16 protein-coding genes are annotated in these 16,181 nt (G+C 67.7%); 4 read left to right on the top strand and 12 right to left on the bottom strand.

Going from position 1 to position 16,181, the window contains the following annotated elements; genetic code table 11:
* Positions 1 to 112: 112 nt before the first annotated feature.
* The 6 genes from ASF65_RS13920 to ASF65_RS13895 all read right to left on the bottom strand — a co-directional run bounded on the left by ASF65_RS13920 (position 113) and on the right by ASF65_RS13895 (position 9,893).
* A complete protein-coding gene (locus ASF65_RS13920) occupies positions 113 to 1,927 on the bottom strand; it encodes an ATP-binding cassette domain-containing protein (protein WP_055890244.1) in 1,815 nt (604 codons plus the stop codon).
* Between the two features lie 9 nt (positions 1,928 to 1,936).
* Positions 1,937 to 2,860 (bottom strand): LysR substrate-binding domain-containing protein, encoded by a 924-nt coding sequence (locus tag ASF65_RS13915; RefSeq protein WP_055890328.1) that lies wholly within the window; start codon positions 2,858 to 2,860, stop codon positions 1,937 to 1,939.
* 320 nt (positions 2,861 to 3,180) lie between these two features.
* Positions 3,181 to 6,330 (bottom strand): efflux RND transporter permease subunit, encoded by a 3,150-nt coding sequence (locus ASF65_RS13910; protein ID WP_055890242.1) that lies wholly within the window; start codon positions 6,328 to 6,330, stop codon positions 3,181 to 3,183.
* Positions 6,327 to 7,595 (bottom strand): efflux RND transporter periplasmic adaptor subunit, encoded by a 1,269-nt coding sequence (locus ASF65_RS13905; RefSeq protein WP_055890240.1) that lies wholly within the window; start codon positions 7,593 to 7,595, stop codon positions 6,327 to 6,329. The genes ASF65_RS13910 and ASF65_RS13905 overlap by 4 nt, the downstream gene beginning before the upstream one ends.
* Positions 7,596 to 7,874: 279 nt before the next feature.
* Complete coding sequence (locus ASF65_RS13900) at positions 7,875 to 9,521, bottom strand: PRC-barrel domain-containing protein (RefSeq protein WP_082505580.1); 1,647 nt, start codon at positions 9,519 to 9,521, stop codon at positions 7,875 to 7,877.
* A 129-nt stretch (positions 9,522 to 9,650) separates the two neighbouring features.
* Entirely contained in the window at positions 9,651 to 9,893 is a 243-nt protein-coding gene (locus tag ASF65_RS13895; RefSeq protein ID WP_055890236.1) for a DUF1328 domain-containing protein, read from the bottom strand.
* A gap of 71 nt (positions 9,894 to 9,964) precedes the next feature.
* Here ASF65_RS13895 and ASF65_RS13890 point away from each other — a divergent pair, with 71 nt between their 5' ends.
* The gene (locus tag ASF65_RS13890) at positions 9,965 to 10,873 is read left to right on the top strand and encodes a diacylglycerol kinase family protein (protein WP_055890326.1); all 909 of its coding nucleotides are present in this window, start codon (positions 9,965 to 9,967) and stop codon (positions 10,871 to 10,873) included.
* Positions 10,874 to 10,985: 112 nt separating this feature from the next.
* Here ASF65_RS13890 and ASF65_RS13885 read toward each other — a convergent pair whose 3' ends face one another.
* The 6 genes from ASF65_RS13885 to ASF65_RS13860 all read right to left on the bottom strand — a co-directional run bounded on the left by ASF65_RS13885 (position 10,986) and on the right by ASF65_RS13860 (position 13,392).
* Positions 10,986 to 11,309, bottom strand: a complete 324-nt coding sequence (locus ASF65_RS13885; protein WP_055890234.1) for a hypothetical protein — start codon at positions 11,307 to 11,309, stop codon at positions 10,986 to 10,988.
* Positions 11,310 to 11,333: 24 nt separating this feature from the next.
* Positions 11,334 to 11,591: a hypothetical protein gene (locus ASF65_RS13880; RefSeq protein WP_055890233.1), complete on the bottom strand. Its 258-nt coding sequence runs from the start codon at positions 11,589 to 11,591 to the stop codon at positions 11,334 to 11,336.
* A 162-nt stretch (positions 11,592 to 11,753) separates the two neighbouring features.
* Positions 11,754 to 12,203, bottom strand: a complete 450-nt coding sequence (locus ASF65_RS13875; RefSeq protein WP_156369317.1) for a hypothetical protein — start codon at positions 12,201 to 12,203, stop codon at positions 11,754 to 11,756.
* 12 nt (positions 12,204 to 12,215) lie between these two features.
* Positions 12,216 to 12,539 carry a hypothetical protein gene (locus ASF65_RS13870; RefSeq protein WP_055890230.1) on the bottom strand — a complete coding sequence of 108 codons (324 nt, stop codon included), beginning with the start codon at positions 12,537 to 12,539 and terminating at the stop codon, positions 12,216 to 12,218.
* 83 nt (positions 12,540 to 12,622) lie between these two features.
* Positions 12,623 to 13,174, bottom strand: a complete 552-nt coding sequence (locus ASF65_RS13865; protein ID WP_055890228.1) for a sigma-70 family RNA polymerase sigma factor — start codon at positions 13,172 to 13,174, stop codon at positions 12,623 to 12,625.
* Positions 13,175 to 13,179: 5 nt separating this feature from the next.
* On the bottom strand, positions 13,180 to 13,392 hold the full coding sequence (locus ASF65_RS13860) for a NepR family anti-sigma factor (RefSeq protein WP_244486668.1): 213 nt from the start codon (positions 13,390 to 13,392) through the stop codon (positions 13,180 to 13,182).
* Positions 13,393 to 13,701: 309 nt separating this feature from the next.
* Here ASF65_RS13860 and ASF65_RS13855 point away from each other — a divergent pair, with 309 nt between their 5' ends.
* The 3 genes from ASF65_RS13855 to ASF65_RS13845 all read left to right on the top strand — a co-directional run bounded on the left by ASF65_RS13855 (position 13,702) and on the right by ASF65_RS13845 (position 16,156).
* Positions 13,702 to 14,493: a response regulator gene (locus tag ASF65_RS13855; protein ID WP_055890324.1), complete on the top strand. Its 792-nt coding sequence runs from the start codon at positions 13,702 to 13,704 to the stop codon at positions 14,491 to 14,493.
* Between the two features lie 264 nt (positions 14,494 to 14,757).
* Positions 14,758 to 15,723 carry a PAS domain-containing sensor histidine kinase gene (locus ASF65_RS13850; RefSeq protein WP_055890224.1) on the top strand — a complete coding sequence of 322 codons (966 nt, stop codon included), beginning with the start codon at positions 14,758 to 14,760 and terminating at the stop codon, positions 15,721 to 15,723.
* Between the two features lie 142 nt (positions 15,724 to 15,865).
* Positions 15,866 to 16,156, top strand: a complete 291-nt coding sequence (locus ASF65_RS13845) for a hypothetical protein (RefSeq protein ID WP_055890222.1) — start codon at positions 15,866 to 15,868, stop codon at positions 16,154 to 16,156.
* Positions 16,157 to 16,181: the final 25 nt, after the last annotated feature.

The following is a 16,181-nucleotide window of genomic DNA, read 5'->3' as shown; positions in this document are numbered from 1 at the left end:
CAACGGGCAGCCCCGTCTGCCGGCGTGATAACCGTGCCGCTGTGACCAGATCTCGCACAGCGACGGCATTCGCCTTCGCCCCCGCGTCGGGGCAAGGAGCGGCGAGCCTCTCTCAGCCTTCGAGTTCGGCCTTCAGCATCTCCAGCTCCAGCCATTCGTCCTCGGCCTTGGCGAGCGCGGCGCGGCTCGCTTCGCTCTCCTGGGCAAGCTTGGAGAAGCGGTCGGGGTTCTTGGCGAAGAGGGCAGGGTCCGCCATCTCGGCTTCCGCCTTGGCGATCGCCGCTTCCAGCTTGGCGATCTCCTTCGGCAGATTTTCCAGCGCGAACTTCTGCTTGAACGAGAGCTTGGTGCTCGGCTGGCCGGCGGGGCGTGCGGCGGGCGCCGCGGCGGCGGGCTTGGCGGCGGACTTCTCGGCTTTCCTCGCCTCGGCCTGCGCGCCGCGTTTCTGCGCCGCCATGTCGGTATAGCCGCCGGCATATTCGAGCCAGCGCCCGTCGCCCTCCGGCGAGATGACGCTCGTCACCGTGCGGTCGAGGAAGTCGCGGTCGTGGCTGACGAGGAGCACGGTGCCGGGATAGTTGGCGATCAGCTCCTGCAGAAGGTCCAGCGTCTCCATGTCGAGATCGTTGGTCGGCTCGTCCAGCACCAGGACGTTGGCGGGCGTCGCCAGCGTCTTGGCCAGCAGCAGGCGTGCCCGCTCGCCGCCCGACAGGTTGCCGACCGGCGTGCGGATCTGCTCAGGCTGGAACAGGAAGTCCTTCAGATACCCGGCGACGTGCCGCGGCTCGCCGTTGACCATCACCTGATCGCCGCGCCCGTCGGTCAGCGCCTCGGACACGGGGAGATCGTCGCGAAGGCTCGCGCGTTTCTGGTCGAGGAAGGCGAGGTCGAGATTGGTGCCGAGCCGCACCGTACCCGCGTCGGGCGCCGCCTCGCCGATCAGCATCTTCAGGAGCGTCGTCTTGCCGGCGCCGTTCGGACCGACGAAGCCGACGCGGTCGCCGCGCTGGATGCGGGTCGAGAAGTTCTCGACCAGAACCCGGTCGCCATAAGCCTTCTCGATCGCCTTCGCCTCGATCACCAGCTTGCCGCTCTCGCGCGTGTCGCCGACCTGCATCTCGACGACGCCGGTCGCGCGGCGGGCGTTCTTGCGGTCGGCGCGCAACTGGTGAAGGCCGGCGAGGCGTCGCTCGTTGCGCGTGCGCCGGGCGGTGACGCCGTAGCGAAGCCAGTGCTCCTCGCGCACGATCTTGCGATCGAGCTTCTGGAGATCGCGCTCCTCCTCCTCCAGCACCTTGTCGCGCCACGCTTCGAAGCTGCCGAAGCCCTCCTCGATGCGGCGCACCCGGCCGCGGTCGAGCCAGACGGTGGCCAGCGTCGTCTTCTCCAGAAAGCGGCGGTCGTGGCTGATGATGACGACGGCCGAGCGGATTGAGGCGACCTCCTCCTCCAGCCATTCGATCGTCGGCAGGTCGAGATGGTTGGTCGGCTCGTCGAGGAGCACGATGTCGGGCTCCGGCGCCAGCACGCGGGCCAGCGCCGCGCGCCGCGCCTCGCCGCCCGAAAGATCGCCCGGCCGAGCATCGGCGCGAAGACCCAGGCCTTCGATCAGGCGCGTCACACGGTAGGGATCGTCCGCCGGGCCGAGCCCCGCTGCGACATAGGCCTCGACGCTCGGCGCGTCGCCGAAGTCCGGCTCCTGCGCGAGGTAGCGGATCGTCGCGCCCGGTTGGCGGAACACCTCGCCGCCGTCCGGCTCGACGGTGCCCGCCGCGATCTTGAGAAGGGTCGACTTGCCGGACCCGTTGCGCCCGACCAGCGCGATCCGGTCGCCGGGCGAGACGCCGAGTTCGACGTCGGCGAGAAGGGGCGTGCCGCCAAAGGTCAGGCGCACGCCGTCGAGGCGAAGAAGCGGGGGAGGGGCCATGGCCGGCTTCTAGCCGATCGCCCGTCCGCTTGAAAGATCGGCGTCGGGATCAGGAAAGTGTGACAGGAGCCAGTCACGAAACACGCGGACCTTCGGGACGTTGCGCCGACCCGGCGGGTAGCACAGCCAATAGCCGCGCTCCGTCGGACACAGAAGGTCGAAGGGCTGGCGAAGCCGGCCGGCGGCGAGATCCTCGCGATAGAAGAAGGGGGTGAGGATCGCCACGCCGTGGCCTGCAAGGGCTGCGATCGATTCGAGATCCTGCCCGCCCATCTTGTGTCCGTCGTCGACGTCGAACCCCTCGCGCCGGATGCCGGCATGAGCGAACCATTCGTTCCACCACGGGTCGGTCGGGTCGATCAGCGGATAAGCGAGAAGATCGGCGGGGTCGTCCAAAGGTCTACCGATCCTTGCGGACAGGGCAAGACTGAGCATCGGCGTGAAATCGGCGCGCAGGAGCTTGTGGGCGACGAGGCCGCGGCCGGGATGGAGGCCGCCGCGGATCGCAAGGTCCACCGGCTCCCGGTCGAAGTCGCTGATGTCGCGCGTCGCATGAAGCCGCACGGCGATCTCGGGATGATCGAGCTGGAACGCGTAGAGATGCCGCGCCAGCCAGCCGGTCGCGAAGGTCGGAATGACGCTGATCGTCAGGACACCCGATGCGCCGCCTTTCACCGCCTCGAAGGAGGCCGCCAGAAGATCGAAGGCGCCGCCCGCGTCGAGACCGAGGCGCCGCCCGGCATCCGTCAGTTCCACCTGCCGCTTGCCCCGCAGGAACAACGGGGTGCCGATCCGTTCTTCCAGCAGGCGGACCTGATAGCTGATCGCGGCCTGCGTCATGCCGAGTTCATCCGCCGCGCGGGTGAAGCTGAGGTGCCGGGCGGCGGCCTCGAAGGCGCGAAGGGCCGAGAGGGGCGGAAGATGACGGGCCATGATGCATAAGGTCTCCTTATGCATCATGCGCGAGCTTCGGTTGGATCGGCAAGAGGGCATGGAGGCATAATCGGCTCCAGCGATCCTGCCGGAGCCCACCCATGAAACACGTTCCGCTCGATGAATTCGACGTTCATCCGCCGCTTCGCGTCACGTCCTCGAAAGTTTCGACGTGGCGAGAGCGCTTAGCCGCCTGGTTGTGGAGGCTCGGCTGGGATCAAACCAGCTTGCCCCAGACGCTGGACGCCGACATCCATGGCGACCATCCCAACGCACGCCCCCTGCGGGGCCGTGCCGACTGGGAGCATCGGCTCTAAACGCTACTCCGCCGGTGTCGCCGCGCCGCCTTTGCCAAGCGCCTCGGCTGCGGCGAGATCGCGCCGCAGCTGCTCCTCGCCTTCGGCCTGGGGCTTCGTCAGCCGGGCGAGGGCGAGATAGGCGACGGGGGTGAGGAAGAGCGTCGCGATCGTCGCCAACCCCAGTCCGCCGACGATGACGTAGCCGAGCGAGACGCGCGCCTCGGCGCCGGCGCCCGCCGAGAAGATCAGCGGCACGCCGCCGACGATCGTCGCGATCATCGTCATCATGACGGGGCGCAGGCGGATGATCGAGGCCTCCTCGATCGCCTCGCGCACGGTGCGTCCCTCCTCGCGCAGCTGGTTGGCGAACTCCACGATCAGGATGCCGTTCTTGGCCATGATGCCGACGAGGAGCACGAGGCCGATCTGGGAGTAGAGGTTCAGCGTCTCGCCGAAGAAGTCCATCGCGTAGACCGCGCAGGCGACGCCGAAGGGCACGGTGGCGATAATGATCAGCGCCGACACGAAGCTCTCGAACTGCGCCGCCAGCACCAGGAAGACGACGACGATCGCAAAGCCGAAGACGATGGCAAGCCCGCTCGACGTCTCCTCCAGCGTCGCCGCCTCGGCCAAGGGCACGAGGCGCACGCCTTCGGGCAGCTTGCCGGCGGCGAACTCCTGCGTCTGTTCCCAGGCCTGCTGAATCGAGAAGCCGGCGGGGAGATCGGCGGACATGGCAACCGAGCGCGACTGGTCCTCGCGGGCGAGCGTCGGCGCGACGGCCTCTTCCTTGATCGTCGCGATCGAGGACAGCGGCACGAAACGGCCGTCGCCGGTCTTCATGAAGATGTTGGCGAGATCGCCGGGATCGTTGATCGGTTGCGAGGTCGAGACGACGTGGATGTCGACCGCGCGATCGTCGACATAGGTCGTGCCGATCTCGCGCCCGTCGAGCAGCGACTGGATGGCGGAGGCGAGCCCGTCGATGTCGATGCCGAGGTCGGAGGCGCGCGTGCGGTCGATCTCGACCGAGAGCTGCGGTTGCGTCGTGTCGAAGGCGAGCTGGACCCGGCCCCAGCGCCCGTCGGCGTTCATCACCTCCTCCAGCGAGGTCGCCGCGTCCGACAGCATCTGGTAGGTCGGCCCGGCCAGCGCGAACTGGAGGCCGCGCCCACCGCCGCGGATGCCGAGCGAGTTCGGCTGGATCGCGCGCGCCTGGACGCCCGGGATATCGGCGAAGGCGCGGTTGAGCTCGGCGGCGATCTCCTGCTGCGTGCGCTCGCGCTCGCCCCAGGGCGCCAGCGTCAGCACCATAAAGGCGCCGTTGCCCGTGCCCGTGCCGATGCGCGCGAAGACGCCGGTCGCCTCGCCGCTTTGGACGTACGGCAGCACGATCTCCTCGACGCGTCGCATCTGCGTGTCGGTGTAGTCGAGGCTCGCGCTCTGCGGCGCCGTGATGCTCATGAGGACGCTGCCGCGGTCCTCGTTGGGGGTGAGCTGCTGCGGCAGGTTCTGGAATGTGATGATCGCCGCGCCTGCGAAGATCGCCGAGACGACGATCACCGCCAGCGGATAGGACAGGGCCTTGCGAAGGGCGCCGGCGTAGAGGGCGGCGAGCCAGCCGCCCAACCGTCCGGCGCCGCGCTTCAGCGCCCCCGGCTGCGGCTCGTCCTTCGCCTCCGCCAGGACATGGGCGGCCAGCATCGGGCAGAGCGTCAGGGCGATGAAGGCGGAGAGCGTCACCGAGATCGCGAGCACGAAGCCGAACTCGCGGAAGAGACCGCCTGCGACGCCGGGCAAGAACGAGATGGGGATGAACACGGCGGCGAGCGTTGCGGTCGTCGAGATGACGGCGAAGAACACCTCGCGCGTGCCGACGACGCTCGCGGCCCGAACCGTCAGCCCCATGTTGCGCCAGCGGATGATGTTCTCGAGCACGATGATGGCGTCGTCGACCACCATGCCGGTGGCGAGCACCAGCGCCAGAAGCGTGATGATGTTGACGGAGAATCCGACGAGATAGATGCCCGCGACGACGCCGATGAGCGCGATCGGGATGGTGAGCGTCGGGATCAGCGTCGCCCGGAAGTTCATCAGGAACGCGTAGATCACGGCGACGACGATGACGATCGCGAGCGCCAGCGTCAGCTCCACCTCGTGGATGGAGCCGTTGATGAAGGTCGCCTCGTCCGAGGTGACGATGACGCGCGTTCCGGGCGGCAGCGAGGTGTTGAGTTCGGTGACGGCGGCGCGCACGCCTTCCGAGATCGCCAGCGTCGACGACCCGGCCTGCCGGATGACGCCGAGGCCGACGCCGGTCTCCCCGTTGACGCGCGTCTTGGAGGCCGCCTCGTCCGGTCCGAAGCGCACGGAAGCGACGTCGCGCAGGCGGGTCTGGGCGTTGAGGAGAACGGCGCCGAAAGCCTCCGGCGTCGAGAGCCCGGCGTCGGCGCGCACCACGAGGTTCTGCGTCGGCGATTCAAGCTGCCCCGCGGGCTGGTCGAAGGAGGCGTTCGCGAGCGCGTTCGACACGTCGCCGAGCGTCAGGCCCCGCGTCGCCAGCTCGTCGGGCCGGACATCGATGTAGACGAGGCGCTCGCGCTCGCCCGACAGATCGACGTCGGCGACGCCCTCGACCGCCGCGATGCGGTCGGCGATGCGGTCGTCGACCAGCGTCGTCAGGTCCTCGATCGGCAGCGCGTTCGAGAGCACCGCAAGGCGCATGATCGCGTCGGCGTCGGCATCGGCCTTGACGATGCGCGACTCGTCGGCGTCGTCCGGCAGCTGGTTGGCGATGCCCGCGACCGCGTCCCGCACGTCGCTCGCCGCGACGTTGAGGTCGGTGGGGTCGGTGAATTCGACGGTGACGCGGCTCTGGCCGAAGCGCGAGGACGAGGAGATCGACGCGATGCCGGCGACGCGGGCGACGGCGCTTTCGATCGTGCTCGTCAGCTGCCGGTCGACCACCTCGGCCGACGCGCCCTGGAAGTTGGTGGTGACGGTGATCACCGGCCGGTCGACGTTCGGCAGTTCGCGGATCTCGACCGCGTTGAACGCGGCAAGCCCCGCGACGATGATCAGGAGATTGATGACGATGGTGAAGACGGGCCGACGGATGAAGAGCGAGGTCAGCGCCGTCAGGCCGTCCGGCTTGGCCGCGCCGCCGCTCATCGGGCGCTCGCCCCGCCCGGCGCGGCGATCGCGGCGCCCGCATCCGCCTGGCGGCCGGGAGCCGGGGTTTCGGCTGTCGGCGGATCCTGGTTGGAGGGCAGGGCGTCGATCCCCGTCGTCGGCCGGATGCGCACCGTACCGCCCTCGCGCAGGAGCTGGACGCCTTCGGTGACGACTGTGTCGCCACTCTTCAGCGTGTCCGAGGCGACGAGAACCGTGTCGACGTTGCGTTCGATGATGGCGATCGGCGCCTTGGTCGTCTTCTCGTTCGCGACCACCCAGACGAAGGGCCCCGTGCGCTCCCACTGGACCGCCAGCGGATTGACCGCGAGGTAGGACTGGCCCTCGAAGCCGATCTCGATCGAGAAGGACAGGCCGGGGCGCAGGCGATCGCCGTCGTTGTCGATCGTCGCTTCGGCGCGCAAGGTTCGGCTTGCCGGATCGAGACGGCTATCGAGCGCGGTGATGGCACCCTGATACGTGTCGCCCGAGCGGGTCGCGGGAACGGCCGAGACGGGGTGGCCGACCGCAAGCTGCGAGGCGAAGGCTTCCGGCGCGTCGAAGAGGATGCGCAGCTTGGAGCGATCGTCGACGGTCGCGATCAGCGTCGAACCGTCGACCAACGCGCCGACCTCGAGATTGAGGAGGCCGACATGTCCGCCGATCGGCGCGCGGATGCTGCGCTTGGCCAGCGCCACTTCGGCGGCCTGGAGGTCGAGCGCGGCGGCATCGCGCGCCCGGCGCACCTCCTCGAGCTGGACCGAGGTGATCGAGGCGCCGGTGGTGGACAAGGTCTCGTAGCGGCGGAGCTGATCTTCCGCGGTCGCAACCGCGATGCGTGCCCGATCGACCGCGATGCGCTCAGCGTCGTCCTGCAGTTCGGCGAGCACGGCGCCCGCCTCCACCGCGTCGCCCGAGCGGAACGACAGGGACTTGATGATGCCGGTCGCGTCGGGCCGCACTGCGACCGTGCGCAGCGCCTCTCCCGATCCGATGGCGCGAAGCCGGTCGCGCGTCACGAGGGGCTGCGCCTGTGCCACGGCGACCAGCGGCGCCTGACGCCCGGCGCCCTGCCGCGTCTGCGTCGCGCCGACCTTGGGCTCGTCGTCCGCAGAGGACAACGCGCCGACGAGCGGCCGGAGCGCGCTCGGAAGCCGATCGTCGGCGAGAAGGAAGCGGCCAGGGGCGGGCGAAAGATACAGCCACGCGCAGCCGGCAGCCGCGATCAGAAGGAGCGTGACGGCGATCTGGCGGAAAACGGCCATGGAAACCCTTGGTTGACGCGAGGGCCGACGGCCCGGGCTGCTCGATCTCGGCCCTCCGTCGGCTCCGCCGCCACGACGACGTTTCGAAGGTCCGTTTCGTACGGGGCCGAACTCCGGCCGTCCGGAGGGGCGCGGAGATGGCGGACGATAGACGATCGAGCGAGCGCTGCTGCCATAAATTTTGGTAAGGAAGCAGAACGAAAGCGTGAAGGGCAACGAAACAGGGCCCGCCGATTGGCGGGCCCTGCTGTCCGTCGATGTGCTTGCGAAGCGACCGGTTTACTGGGCCGCCGGAGCCGCCGGGACGTCGCCCGGGTTGGCGACGCGCATCTGGTCGCGGTTCTCGGCGTAGGTGTCGCGGTTGAACTCGGGCGCGTTCTTCAGCTGGTCCTGCGTGAACTGCGTCGTCAGCGTCAGCGAACCGCCGGAGTCGCGCATGAACTGAAGGTTGTCCATGGCCACGGCCACCGGCTTGGCGCCGATGCCGAGGAAGCCGCCGACGTCCACGATCACCGCGTCGACCTGACCGTCCGGCGTCAGGGCGATGTCGCCGATCGAGCCGATCGTCTGGTTGTCCGGCCCGTAGACCGAGGTGCCGATCAGGTTGTCGGCCGTGAGGTCGGCGCCCGTGACCGGCGTGCCGACGTTCGCGGCCGGCGTATTGCCGCTGGTCGAGGCCGTCGTTTCCGTGCCCGACGAGGCCATGCCGCTCGAAGCCGCCATGCCGCTCGTCGCCGAGGCTGCCGTGTTCGTGGCGGTGTCTGCGGTGCCCGCCGCCATGCCTGCGGTGCCCGCGGCCATGCCGGTCGGAGCGGCACCGGCGGCGCCCATCGTGTTGGCAGCGGTGTCAGCGGCCGTGTTGGCGGCCATACGGTTCTCGTTGGACTGGAAGGCCGGCGCGTTGGTCAGCTGTTCCTTGCTCGCTGCAAGCACCGCACGCGGCTCGCCCGACGGATCGGCGTTCATCGAGATGTTGTCGAACGGAACGCCGACGTTCTTCTCGCCGATGCCGAGGAAGCCGCCGACACCCACGACCACCGCCTGAACGCGACCGTCGGCCGCGATCACGAGGTCGTTGATGTTGCCGATGTTGTCGGCATCGGCCGCCGGACCGGAATAGACGTTGTCACCGACGATGTCGTCCGACAGGAACTGGTCGTTGGCGAGCGTCGCGACGTAGCCGTTCTGCATGCCCGACGCAGCCGTCGTGTTGGCGGCCATATTGGTCGTGGAGGCCGGAGCCGCGGTCTCGGCGGCCATGCCGCCCGAGGCCATGGTGCCGCCGGCCATGTTGCCGTTCAGCGTATTGGTGGCACCGGTGTTGCCGGCGGTCGTGCTGTTGGCCGCCATGTTGCCCTGACCGCTCATGTTGGTCGAGCCGGAGTCGTCCGTGGTGTTGCTGGCGACCGTGGAGACCGGCTGCTTGTTGACCGTGAAGGCCGGGGCGGCGGCAAGCTCGTCGCGCGAAGCGGTCAGGACGGCGCGGGGCTGGTTGTTCTCGCCCGTGGTCCACTCGATCTTGTCGTAGGGGACGGCAACGGTCTTGGACTGATCGCCAAGGAACGAACCCATGTCGACCACGGCGGCAACGACCGTGCCGTCGGCGCCGACGATGAAGTTGTCGATCTCACCCGCCGACTCGGCGTCCGCCGCGTTGGAGGCGTAGACGGTCTGGCCGTCGAGGTCGGTCACGAGGTGCTGGTCGGCGCCAAGCGACTGGACGTAGGCGATGTCGGCGGTCGGCGCGGAGGCTTCGGACTGCATGCCGGCGGACGTGCCCGTCGCATCGCCGGACGGCGCCATCGTGCCCGCGGGAGCCGCGTTCATCGCGGGCTGCTCGCCTGTGGTCGTGGTGGTGGTCTGAGCGAGGGCGCCGGTCGCGAGGACGGCGGCCATGGCCGTGGTTGCCAGAAGAGTGCGGACCATCGAGAACTCCCGTGTATCGAAAATGAATGTCCAGCCGCCGATCGACCGCCGGACCCTGGATGATGCGAATTCAACCTGCGGCTGTTGCTAAGGTTCCCGGTTCACGAAAAGGAAAACCCGGCGTGAATGTCAGGCAAATGCAATCACGCCGAAGAACAGAAGAAGCAGGAAACCTACGAGGACGATCAGGATCAGCACCTTCGCGATGCCCGCGGACACGCCGGCGACGCCTCGGAAGCCGAGAAGACTGGCGATCGCCGCCACCACCAGAAGAATGACGATCCATTCGATCATTGCGGAACCCCACAGGCTGAACTCGTTGCCGCGATGAACGGCAGGCGGATCGTCGGGTTCCAGTCGGCGCGTCGGCATTTCACCATTTTCGCGGACGCGCCGCGCCCCATATGGCGGCCGAGCATCGCAACGGAGTCTCAGCGCAGGTCATGAAAGTCCACGCCATCCTCAACCGGCACGGCGGCACCCTGCGCACCACGGATCTGGAGCTTTTGAGCGCCGCCATCCGCGGCGAGTTCCAGGTCCACGGACACGAGGCGGAGGTCGAACTCGTCGACGGACCCGAGATCGGCGAGCGCATCGAGGCGCAGGCACGACGGACGGACCTCGACGTCCTCATGGTCGGGGGCGGCGACGGAACCGTGTCGTCGGCCGCCGCGGCCGTGGCGGGCGGCCCCATCGCGCTCGGCATCCTGCCCGCGGGCACGATGAACCTCTTCGCCCGTTCGCTTCAGATTCCGATGGGGCTCGACCCCGCCGTCAAGGCGCTCGCCAACGGGCGCATCGCCGAGGTGGACATTGCCAGCGTGAACGGTCGCTACTTCGTCCACCAGTTCGCGGTGGGCATGCACGCGCGCATGGTGCGGACCCGCGAGAAGCTCGACTACAGTTCGCGCATCGGCAAGATGTGGGCGAGCGCGCGCGCCGTCGTCACGGCCGCCGGCTCGCTGCCGATGGTGGACCTGCGCTTCGAGATTGACGGGAAAACGCAGGTGATCCGGACCCCGGCGGTCGCGATCTCCAACAACATCTACGGCGACGGGCATCTTCCCTATGCCGACGATCCGCAGGGCGGAAAGCTCGGCATCTACATCATGCGCGCCACGAGCCGCCTGGCGGTCCTGAAGACCACGGTGGACATGATGCGGGGCGCCTGGAAGGACAAGGACAACCTGACCGTGATGACGGCCGACGAGATCGTCATCGAGCATCGCCGCTCGAAGAGTCGCAATCGATCGGTCATGGACGGCGAACTGCGGGCACTCGATCGGCGGTCGGAGGTCAAGATCCATCCGCGCGGACTGAAGGTGCTCGTCCCGGAAGAAGCGACGTTCTAGGCGGAAGAGCGGTGCGAAGACGCCAGTCTCCGGCGTTTTCGCTCGTCAGGCTGACGGGATGGATTTCGGCAAGCATGCGCCGGTCAGGTCTTCCGTCGTGGTCGGCGCGCAGCTAGCGGCGTCCGTCCTCGACGTCCGTTTCGCCGTCCTCGTCCGCCGATCCGCCTGAGGCAGGCGCTTCCTCATAGTCGTGCCCGCCCTCGGCAAGAAGCGAGAGGGCGTCGAAGAACCGCCGTTCCAATGGCTCGTAGGCCGCGGCCGGTTCGTCGCCCTGCTCGCGCTGTAGGTCGTCGAGCGCTTCCTGAATGGCCTGACGCTTGTCCCGATCGGGGAGTGTCGGGTCGGCCAGGATCTCGCGCAAGCGGTCGTCGTGTCCTGCCAGATCGGCGCCTGTTTCCCCAGAGGCGGGGAGCCGGTCATCGGGAAAGTCGCTCATGACGCTCGGCTCCTCTCGTTTCGCTCAGTTGGCGGTGGTGGTGCTGCCGGACGTCGACGCATTCGGGGTCACGACGCCAGTCTGCGAATTGGTCGGGGTCGTCGGCGCAGCGGTCGTGCCGGAGGCCTCGACCCCGTTGATGTTCTGGTCGGGCAGGGTGGAGCTGTAGATCTGCAACCCGGCGAAGACCACGAGGCACAAGACGAGGCCGCCGATCAGCACGTACAGCACCGGGCGGCCGGTTCGGCCCTGCCGCGCCTTGTCGGTTCTGAGTTCAGCCATGAGAACACTCCGTTGCATGCGCCGCGGCGCCTTTGAATTCGGTAACGGAGCGACCGCCGGAAACGATCCCGAAATCGGCGACTTTCCGCACCGCTCATGAGGTCGTGATACGAGAACGGCGCGCTCGCGAGAGCGCGCCGTTCGGATCGAACCCTGCAGGCTTCAGCGGCCGTAGCCGCCGTCGCGCCAGTTCTGGAAGACGCGGTACACCCCCCAGACGGACGCCGCGGCCACCGGGACCACCAGCAGCGACTTGCGCCGCCGCAGGCTGCGGAAGATCAGCGGCATGTTGGACATCGCCGCGACCGAGGCGATCGAGGCGACATCACGCTGCACACGGCTCGCCGCCCGCTGCCGGGCTGGTCGGCGCGCGATGGTCAGGAAGATGTAGACGCCGATCAGGGCGACGAGGCAGACGGCGGCGAAGATGAGGGCCGTCGCCACGACGCCGATGCTGTGGGCGATCCAAGCGAACAGCGCCAGGAGCAGGAAGAACAGCATCGCCAGGGCGACGATGCCCATGACCACGTAGATCGTGGCGATCGTCCGCAGCCTGGCGAGGTAGATCGACGCCTCGCCCGTCACGAGTCCCGAGATGAGCTGGAACACCATCGAGACCGCGACTTACCGGAAGAGGCGTGCGTAGACGTAGCCGACGGCTGCGGCAATCAGGATGCTCTTGATCGGCTCGGCACGGACGCGCTCGCTGACCTCTTCCTCGAACTCGCTGACCGTCTCCTGCGCCTGGCGGAAGTAGCGCTCGCCTTCGTCGCGCAGCTGGTAGGCCTGCTGCTTGGCGTTCTCGGCGCGGCTGGTGGCCATCGTCTTCAGCGTCTCGGTGACGCCGGCCACGTCCTCCCGCAGCTTGGAGATCTGCGCCTCGAGTTCGGCGCGATCGGCACCGGTGCTCGCGCTGGTCGAGAACTCGTTGGACGTGGTGTTCGACATGGGTACTGATCCTCTTACGTTGACAGGGTGGCCACGGCCCTCCCTGATTGCGGAAATCGTTTGCCTGCCACGGAAGTTCCGTCTCAGGCGGCCGGGGCGACCCCGATTATTTGCGACGAGATCGAATCGGGCCCAAACTCACCGTCGCCCTCGATGCCGAGGAGGTCGGCCATGCGGGTGCGGGCGCGAGAGACTCGGCTCTTGATCGTGCCGACGGCGCATTTGCAGATCTCGGCGGCTTCTTCGTAGGAGAAGCCGGACGCGCCGATCAAGATCAGCGCCTCGCGCTGGTCGTCGGGCAGCTGCTCCAGCGCCTTGCGGAAGTCCTGCAGATCGAGGTGGCCCTGCTGCTCCGGGTGCCCGGCTAGCTGCATGGCGTGGATGCCGTCCACGTCCTGGACCTCGCGGCCCTTCTTGCGCATCTGCGTATAGAACTCGTTGCGCAGGATCGTGAACAGCCAGGCCTTGAGGTTGGTGCCGGGCTGGAACGTGTGCTGCTTGTCCCACGCCTTCACGAGGGTTTCCTGCACGAGATCGTCGGCGCGGTCGAAGGAGCCCGCCAGCGACGCCGCGAAGGCACGCAGGTTCGGGATGATGGCGACGAGTTCTTTGCGGAAGTCGGTGTCCTGCGCCATGTGGCTCAGTTTCCTTCCTTCGACGACTTCGACTTGGCTTCCGCCGCGTCGAGGGCGTCGAGCAGCGACATGAAGCGGTCCGGCACCGGCTCGCTCGCCACGTCGTCGTAATATGCCTTCAGGCGTCGGCCGATCGCGGAACTCGAACCGAGGTCCGTCGGTTGGCTGTTTGCGACGTCCAGATCCATCGAGGCGTTCGTGTCCTGGGTCTCGGGCATGACGGTGCCTTTGTTCCTGCGGTCTTCCATTCCACCTCTCGCCCTGCCGACCTTCGCGTCCGGCTGTCACGACGCTTGCTGCGCTAGATGTAGGAGCGCCGCCCGTTCGCAAGTGTCTCGGCCGCCCGAGGGAAATGTTGTGCTCGAAGGTCTAGCGTTTCGCGCCTGTTGCCTTAACTAGGGCCGGGTGCGCGAAGTCCACAGGCGGCCGACGTTTCCGTCGCCGCCCCGACCGGGGCTGACTTTCGTCGCCGCATAGACAAGGTCAGATCCGGGCGCGAAGCCCGGTCAAGCTACGAGGGAATGTTCATGTCGATGTCCTCGCGCATTGCGCCGCACATCCCGTATCTCCGGCGGTATGCTCGCGCATTGAGCGGTTCGCAGTCCTCCGGCGACGCGTATGTGGCGGCGGTCCTCGAAGCTCTGATCGCGGAACCGAGCCTGTTCGATACGCAGGAAAGCCCCCGGATCTCGCTCTACAAGCTGTTCTCCTCGTTGTGGCAGTCCGTGGAAGTGAACGTGCGCGAAGACGCGCCGGTGTCGGCCTGGGAAGAGAAGGCATCGCGCAATCTGCGTGGGATTTCGCCCCTGCCGCGCCAGGCGTTCCTTCTGGTCGCCGTGGAAGGCTTCACGACCGAGGAGGCGGCTCACATCCTCGGCGTCGGCGAGAGCGACTTCTCCGACCTCATCGGCCAGGCGAGCGCCGACATCGGCCGGCAGGTCTCGACCAACATCATGATCATCGAGGACGAGCCTCTGATCGCGATGGACATCGAGCAAATGGTCGAGAGCCTCGGTCATGGCGTGACCGGCATCGCGCGCACGCACAAGGAGGCCATCGCGCTCTTCGAGCAGCAGAAGCCCGGCATGGTTCTCGCCGACATCCAGCTCGCCGACGGATCTTCGGGCATCGATGCGGTAAACGACATCCTGGCCAAGGTGTCGGTGCCGGTGATCTTCATCACCGCCTTCCCTGAGCGCCTGCTGACGGGCGAGCGCCCGGAGCCGACCTTCCTCGTCACCAAGCCGTTCAATCCGGACATGGTGAAGGCCCTGATCAGCCAGGCACTGTTCTTCGAGACCGAGCGCGAAGCGGCCTGACGCCGCTTCGATCGCCGCGGGGGCCTGTCCGGCTCCACGGCGATCCCCGAAAGGGCGGGAACCCGTCGCGGTCCCGCTCCGTTGCGGGCTATTGATGCGTAAGAGCTTGCGGGCGGGGTCCCCAGGCTTCTGGAAAGGTTCGTCCGACATGACCGCAAGGCTGAACGGTAGACGCTCACGCGCCCGTTTCGACCATGCCCTGTCGGTCGCCTCGGAGGCGCTCTCGCTGCGCCGACGATCACACGGCGGCGTGAGCGCTGTGTCATGGTAGCCTACAAAGCGCTCAAGGCGGTCGCTAACACCGAAATGACGCTGTTCGCGCAGGACATGGACCTGCGCTACCTGTGGCTCTTCAATGCGCAGGGATCATGGCTCGCGGACGCCCGGAACGGGGACTGCGATCAGGACTTCCTGCCGGCCCCGGCGGCCGACAAGGCCAAGGCCATCAAGGCCGAGACGTTGAAGACCGGTGCGCCGGTCCGCTTTGAACTGCCGGTGGCGAGCGGCGACACCGTGCGCTGGTTCGATGTTCGCGTCGATGTCGACCGCAACGACGAGGGCGAGGTGATCGGCCTGATCGGGACGTCGGTCGAGATCACAGACCAGAAGCGGCGCGAAGACACGTTGAAGACCCTCCTTCGGGAGGTATCGCACCGTTCGAAGAACCTCCTGGCCATCATCCAGAGCCTGGCGAGCCAGACCGCCCGCCATTCGGTGACGGTGCCGGAATTCCTTGTCCGCTTCCGCGGGCGCATCCAGTCGCTCGCCTCCTCGCAGGACATCGTGACCGACACCGACTGGCGGGGCGCCGATCTCTTCAGCCTCGTGACGCTTCAGGTCGAGCGCTACGCGCCCGATGGCATGGAGCAGATCCGGTTCGAGGGCGTCGACGTCTATCTCACCCCGACCGCGGCGCTGCATGTCGGGCTCGCGCTCCACGAACTGGCCGTCAACGCCGCTTCCTACGGCGCCCTTTCTGTGCCGGGCGGCCGGATCGAGATCGTCTCGCGCATCGAGACGCGCGAGGGGCAGACTTCGCTGATGCTGCGGTGGCGTGAATCGAATGGGCCAAGGGTGCGGGTCGACTACGACCCCCGCTTCGGCACCTCGACGCTGGAGCGCATCGTGCCGAACTCCGTCGGCGGCGAGGCGGCTCTCGAGTACCGTCCCGACGGGATCCAGTACTGGCTGCGGGTTCCGCGGAACCAGTTCGAGCTGGTCGACAACTAAAAAAATTTATCGCTTCAATCGGTCCCTGATCGCGTCTCCGACGTGGTCCGACACGATCCTGTAGCCTGTCGTCGCGCGACCCGCTCCGGGGCCGGGAACCGCTGGCGATGCAATGGGTTAATGCGGTGAAAGGATCGCCGCCATGGAACACGTCGCCGCTCTTCTCTTGCTCGTCGGCTGCTCGCCGGATGCCACCGTCTGCTCGGAGATCCCGGTTCCGCAACCGATCTATCGCTCGCTCGACGAGTGCGAGGCCGCCAAGCCGCTGGAGATGCGTCTGTCGGGCACCTACGACCGCCGTGTGATGGCGACCTGTTCCGGCTTGACGCAGGCGGAAGTCGACGGATCGGCGTCCGTCGAGTGGGCGGTGAACCGGTCCGGCCATCTGACGGTGGAACTGACGGATGCGCCGCAACTCGTTGCCGCGCGATAGAACCCGGCTGGACGCTGCCGGTCCT

The organism is Aureimonas sp. Leaf324 (genome assembly GCF_001423245.1).
Taxonomy (GTDB): Bacteria; Pseudomonadota; Alphaproteobacteria; order Rhizobiales; family Rhizobiaceae; genus Aureimonas.
Note: the sequence above shows the minus strand (reverse complement) of the source record. Positions and strands in the feature narration are given on the sequence as shown.